Genomic DNA, 6,090 nt, shown 5'->3' on the forward strand with positions numbered 1-6,090 from the left:
CTCGGAAACAGGCTCTTACCCCGGTTCGCTGCCCACGTTCCGCATCATCCGCCGCAGCACCCGGAGCGTCGTCACGTAGTCCGCGTCGTCGACACCCTCGTGTATCCGGTCGCGCCACGCGGGCGCGTGCGTCTTGAGGTCCGCACGGGCCGCGTCGCCGGCCTCGGTGATCCACAGCCGCCCGTCGTCGTCCCGCGTGACCCAGCCCCGGTCCAGCAACGTCGCGGCCTCGGCCGCCAGATCGTCCTCGGGCCGCAGGTAGGTCGTCATGGCGTCGACCAACTCCGGGACGGTCATGCCGCGCCCGTCCACCGAGAGATCGTCCGTCGACAGGTGTCGGAGTATCCAGAACTGCGGCTGCGTGAACCCGAGCCCGGCCTGCTGCTCCCGAATGAACCCGATGATCGCCTCGTAGGCGATGCCGGTCCAGTACGCGACGGGCTGGGCAGCCAGCTCCTCCGGCGAGTATTCCTTGGTTTCCACGTCACCGCTCCCGTTCAATCGATCACTCGAACAGGGCCAACGTAGAACCTCAAGTGAACTTAAGGTCAAGGCGTTTCATCCGGTGCTGAGGGCGGCCAGCATCAGTGGCTGGGCGATCACAGCGCCGCCCGCACCGCCCCCACCAACGCCTGCGCCCGCGGATCAGCCGTAACCCCCTTCTGGAAGCCGTTCGTCACGTAGCCGAAGGCGATTCCGGATTCGGGGTCCGCGAAGGCCAGGGGGCCGCCACGCCCCGGATGTCCGAAGGAGCCCGCCGCCAGCAGGGGCGAGGCCGGACTGTGGAGCATGTAGCCCAGGCCGAAGCGGGTGTTGACGATCAGGACGCGGTCGGGGCCCGCGGATTCCTCGGTGCGGGCGAGGGCGACCGTGGCGGGGGCGAGGAGCCGGGGGCGCCCCGCCACCTCTCCGATCAGCGAGGCGTAGAACGCGGCGAGCGAGCGGGCCGTGGCGATGCCGCCCGACGCGGGGAGTTCGGCGGAGCGGTAGGCGGCGGCGTTCTCGTCCGGGGTCAGCAGGGCGCCGAAGGCGCGGCGGGTGAGCGAGTCGGGATCCGCGTACGCCTCGGAGACCGCCCGCTTGGGGCGTAGCCGCAGGGCGGAGGAGGAGGCCGGTGGCGAGACCGGGCCGATGCGGCCCACCCGGTGGGCCTCGGCCGACGGCAGGCCTATCCACAGGTCGAGGTCCAGGGGGCGGGTGATCTCCTCGTCCAGCCAGCTGCCGAGCGTGTGGCCCGTCACCCGCCGTACCAGCTCGCCGAGCAGCCAGCCGTACGTGTGCGCGTGGTAGCCGTGCGCCGTGCCCGGCTCCCACGCGGGCGGCTGCGCCGCGAGGGCCGCCGGGGCCGCGTCGAGCTCGTGCGCGCCGAGTGGGCGGTCCACGGCCGGTACCCCGGCCCGGTGGCCCAGCAGATGGCGGACCAGGGTCCGCTCCTTGCCGTGCGCTTTGAACTCGGGCCAGTACGTGCCGAGCGGTGCGTCCAGGTCGAGCTGCCCGCGCTGGTGCAGGAGGAGGGGTATCGCGGCGGCCACGCCCTTGGTGGCGGAGCGGACGATCTGTGCGGTGTCCCGCTGCCAGGCATCCGTGCCATCGACGTCTCGGGTGCCGCCCCACAGGTCGACGATCCGCTCCCCGTGGCGGTACACGGCCACCGCCGCGCCCCGCTCGCCCCGCTCCGCGAAGTTGCGTACGAACGCCTCCCTCACCGGCTCGAAACCCGGCGCCACCGTGCCCTGGACGTCCACCACGCGCTCCCTCGACTGCCGCGCCCCGGTGGCGCCCGCATCCCATGGTGCAACGTTCACCCAGTACGCCCGATTCCGGGGTGGTTCCGCGGTCGAGGCAGGGGCGGCCGGAATCCCGGAACGGGGGCCACGCCGGTGGCGACTACGCTGGAAGGCCGATCGTCCCCCAATCTGGAGCGTTGATGGCCGTCAATCTGGTCAATGTCGAGGCAGTCAGCAAGGTGTACGGCACCCGTGCCCTGCTTGACGGAGTCTCCCTCGGCGTCTCCGAGGGGGACCGGATCGGGGTCGTGGGCCGCAACGGCGACGGTAAGACCACCCTGATCCGGATGCTCGCCAAGCTGGAGGAGGCCGACACCGGCCGCGTCACGCACAGCGGCGGGCTGCACCTCGGCGTGCTGACCCAGCATGACTCGCTCGACCCCGAGGCCACCGTCCGGCACGAGGTCATCGGCGACATGGCCGACCATGAGTGGGCGGGCAGCGCCAAGATCCGGGATGTGCTGACCGGGCTCTTCGGCGGGCTCGACCTGCCTGGCTTCGACCGGGGTCTCGATACGGTCATCGGGCCGCTGTCGGGTGGCGAGCGGCGGCGTATCGCGCTCGCCAAGCTGCTGATCGCCGAGCAGGACCTCATCGTGCTCGACGAGCCCACCAACCATCTCGACGTCGAGGGCATCGCCTGGCTCGCCGCGCATCTGCGGACCCGCCGCTCCGCCCTGGTCTGCGTCACCCACGACCGGTGGTTCCTCGACCAGGTGTGCACACGGATGTGGGACGTCCAGCGCGGCACGGTCTTCGAGTACGAGGGCGGGTACTCCGACTACGTCTTCGCGCGGGCCGAGCGCGAGCGGATCGCCGCCACCGAGGAGGCCAAGCGGCAGAACCTGGTCCGCAAGGAGCTGGCCTGGCTGCGCCGCGGTGCCCCCGCGCGGACCTCGAAGCCCCGCTTCCGCGTTGAGGCGGCCAACGAGCTGATCGCTGACGTGCCGCCGCCGCGGGACACCTCCGAGCTGCGGAAGTTCGCCTCGTCGCGACTCGGCAAGACCGTGTTCGACCTGGAGGACGTGACCGTACAGGCCGGGCCGAAGGTGCTGCTGAAGCATCTGACCTGGCAGCTCGGCCCCGGCGACCGGATCGGCCTGGTCGGCGTGAACGGCGCGGGCAAGACCTCGCTGCTGCGCGCCATGGCCGAAGCCGCCCGCAGTGAGGGCGAGACCCAGCCCGCCGCGGGCAAGGTCGTCGTCGGCAAGACCGTCAAGCTGGCCTATCTCTCGCAGGAGGTCGGCGAGCTGGACCCGGACCTGCGGGTGCTCCAGGCCGTCCAGCAGGTGCGTGACCGGGTGGACCTCGGCAAGGGCCGGGAGATGACCGCCGGGCAGCTCTGCGAGCAGTTCGGCTTCGGGAAGGAGAAGCAGTGGACGCCGGTCGGTGACCTCTCCGGTGGCGAGCGGCGGCGCCTGCAGATCCTGCGGCTGCTGATGGACGAGCCGAACGTCCTCTTCCTCGACGAGCCCACCAACGACCTGGACATCGAGACCCTGACCCAGCTCGAGGACCTGCTCGACGGCTGGCCGGGGTCGATGGTGGTCATCTCGCACGACCGGTTCTTCGTCGAGCGGACCACGGACCGGGTGTTCGCCCTCATGGGTGACGCCACGCTGCGGATGCTGCCGCGCGGCATCGACGAGTACCTGGAGCGCCGGGGCCGGATGATCGAGGCCGCCGCCGCGCAGGCACCGGCCGCCGCTCCCGCCGCGCAGGCCGCCCAGGCCCCGGCCACCTCGTCGGCCGACGCACGCGCCGCCAAGAAGGAACTGCAGAAGGTCGAACGGCAGCTGGACAAGCTGTCACAGAAGGAGACCAAGCTGCACGCACAGATCGCCGAGAACGCCACCGACTTCGGCAAGGTAGCGGGGCTCGATGCGGAACTCCGCGAACTGGTGGCCGAGCGCGAAGAGTTGGAGATGCGCTGGCTGGAGCTGGCTGAAACGGTCGGCTGAGCGCCCACAAGCGGAGCCCGGAACATGGCGTGTTGGTGACTCTGCGCGCATAACAGGGGCGTCACGGGCCGGTCCTCCCTTGGGTACAGGGGGGTGACCGGCCCGGCTTCGCGGCGGCGGTGGGTGATACAAAGAACTCCCGCTTGACTGACTCAGAGTTGCGGGAACCATGCCCGATTCGCTCCTTTCCGGGGGATACGCCAACGGAATTGCGGGGGAGACCGGCCGGGCTCTGGTTCCGCGTGAAGAGGTACACCGCTGATGACTCAGCCGCCACAGCCCCCAGGTCAGCCGCCGACGCCTCCCGGCCAGCCGCCGCAGCAGCCGCCGACGCCTCCCGGTCAGCCGCCGCAGGGTCCGCCGCCCGGTCAGCCGGGACAGCCTGGGCAGCCGGGGTACGGCTACCCACAGCAACCGGGCCCGTACAACCAGCCCGGTCCGTACAACCAGCCGTCCCAGCCGGGCCCCTACAACCAGCCGTCGCAGGCCGGTCCCTACGGGCAGCAGCCGCAGTACGGGTACCCGCAGCAGCAGGGTCAGCCGCCGACGTTCCCGGGCGCTCCAGGGACCGGCGGTTCGGGATCCGGTGGCTTCCTCAAGGGCAAGCCCGCGGTCATCATCGCTGCGGCCGTCGCCGCGCTGCTCGTCGTCGGCACCGGCGTCTTCTTCCTCACCCGTGACGGTGACGGCGACAAGAAGGACGAGTCCAAGAAGGAGCCCGCCGTCGAGAAGAGCGACGACGCCAAGCCGTCGCCGTCGGACTCCGTGGACAAGGGTGACGGCGGCGGGGGCGCCCCCGGCCGCGGGGACAACGCCGACCTGAACGCGGGCAGCAGTCCGGGTGACGCCAAGGCATGGATGGTCAGGAACGACCAGAAGATCCCCGGCGACGGCGCCGAGCTCCTGAAGATCTGGGTGGAGGGCGACACCGTCATCCAGGCCGGCTACAAGAAGGTCTCCGCCTTCGACGTGAGCGACGGCACGGAGAAGTGGTCCGTCCCGCTGTCGGCCACGGCGTGTGCGGCCCCGACCGCCCCCAGCGCTGACGGCAAGGTCGTCGTCATGTACGAGAACGGCCTGTCCGACTCCAAGGCGAAGTGCAACCAGCTCCAGCAGATCGACCTCAAGACCGGCAAGGCGGGCTGGAAGAAGGAGCTCGACAAGGGCGGCCTCTTCGACTTCAGCATCGGCGGTCCCGGGCTCGCGATCACCGGCGACACCCTGACCGTCGCCCGCGGCCAGTCCCACGTCGCCTACTCGATGGCCGACGGCAAGAAGCTCTTCGAGGTCACGCGGGGCGAGGAGAAGTGCTTCCCCAAGGGCGTCGCGGGCGGGGCCAAGCTGATCAGCGTGTCCTCCTGCGCCACCAGCCCCGACGAGAACGCCAAGCTCCAGGAGCTGGACCCGAAGACCGGCAAGGCCAAGTGGACCTACATGAGTCCCAAGAACTGGGAGATCGACAAGATCTACTCCGCCGATCCGCTGGTCGTCTCGCTGAAGAACGACGACAAGAAGACCTGGACGGTCGCCGCGTTCACGGACAGCGGCAAGGTGCGCTCGCAGCTCGACGGCGGTAAGGACAAGTTCCAGAACGGCTGCGGCAGCATGTTCTCGTCCGGTCCCGTCGACGGCTGCTCCGGCGTGGTCGTGAGCGGCGACACCCTCCACCTGGCGACCAGCGACAAGGGCTCCGCGACCTCGGGCGGCCGCTACAACGAGATCGTCGCCTTCAGCCTCGCCACCGGCAAGGAGAAGTGGCGGGCGAAGGCCGACGAGAAGCGCACCGTCGTGCCGCTCGCCATGGAGGGCACGAGCCTGATCGGCTATGTCGAGGCCAACTACAGCGAGGCCGGAATGGTCGTGCGTTTCGGTGCGAGCGGCGGCAAGCCGGAGACCGTACTGAAGCACCCGGCCGGGGCCGCGAGCGCCGAGAGCTCGATGGGCTTCCTGGGCGAGACGGCCTACGCCGACGAGCGGTTCTTCATGACTCCTTCTCGGCTGCGCGCCAAGAAGTCCGACGAGGAGGAGGCGGCCCGGATGCTGGCATTCGGCAAGTGAGTGGCCGCAGCGCGAGTCCCGAGTCCTTTCCCACGCCCCCACGTTCCGTTCTTCAGAGGTAGACAGTCATGACGCAGCCGCCTCCGCCGCCCAACCAGCCGCCGGGCCCGCCCCCGAACCAGCCGCCCGGCGAGCCCCCGAACCAGCCGCCGTCCGGTGGCTTCGGCGCCCCGCAGGACCCGCCGCCCGGTGGTGGTTTCGGGGCCCCGCAGGACCCGCCGTCGGGAGGCTTCGGCGCCCCCCAGGGCTCCGGCTACGGCTACCCGCAGACGCCGCCCCCGGGC

The 6,090-nt window shown here is 70.7% G+C and carries 4 protein-coding genes and 1 pseudogene; 3 read left to right on the forward strand and 2 right to left on the reverse strand.

The genetic code is table 11. The annotated features are described in order from the left end of the window. Nucleotides 1-15: 15 nt before the first annotated feature. Nucleotides 16-483 carry a MarR family winged helix-turn-helix transcriptional regulator gene (locus tag U9R90_RS31580; protein WP_411060394.1) on the reverse strand — a complete coding sequence of 156 codons (468 nt, stop codon included), beginning with the start codon at nucleotides 481-483 and terminating at the stop codon, nucleotides 16-18. 116 nt (nucleotides 484-599) lie between these two features. Then, the gene (locus tag U9R90_RS31585) at nucleotides 600-1,745 is read right to left on the reverse strand and encodes a serine hydrolase domain-containing protein (RefSeq protein WP_411060984.1); all 1,146 of its coding nucleotides are present in this window, start codon (nucleotides 1,743-1,745) and stop codon (nucleotides 600-602) included. A gap of 182 nt (nucleotides 1,746-1,927) precedes the next feature. Between U9R90_RS31585 and U9R90_RS31590 the strand changes: the two genes are divergently transcribed. From U9R90_RS31590 to U9R90_RS31600, 3 genes and pseudogenes are all read left to right on the forward strand, one after another. Next, nucleotides 1,928-3,748, forward strand: a complete 1,821-nt coding sequence (locus U9R90_RS31590; protein ID WP_411060396.1) for an ABC-F family ATP-binding cassette domain-containing protein — start codon at nucleotides 1,928-1,930, stop codon at nucleotides 3,746-3,748. A gap of 261 nt (nucleotides 3,749-4,009) precedes the next feature. Further along, a complete protein-coding gene (locus U9R90_RS31595) occupies nucleotides 4,010-5,806 on the forward strand; it encodes a PQQ-binding-like beta-propeller repeat protein (RefSeq protein WP_411060397.1) in 1,797 nt (598 codons plus the stop codon). Between the two features lie 68 nt (nucleotides 5,807-5,874). After that, a pseudogene (locus U9R90_RS31600) lies at nucleotides 5,875-6,090 on the forward strand (hypothetical protein); the annotation flags it as partial.

The sequence above is a fragment of the Streptomyces sp. E11-3 genome (assembly GCF_046540415.1).
Lineage (GTDB): Bacteria > Actinomycetota > Actinomycetes > Streptomycetales > Streptomycetaceae > Streptomyces.

Coding starts and splice junctions, on each gene's coding strand:
- U9R90_RS31595 (WP_411060397.1), top strand. CDS start 4,010: ATGACTCAGCCGCCACAGCCCCCAGGTCAGCCGCCGACGCCTCCCGGC.
- U9R90_RS31590 (WP_411060396.1), top strand. CDS start 1,928: ATGGCCGTCAATCTGGTCAATGTCGAGGCAGTCAGCAAGGTGTACGGC.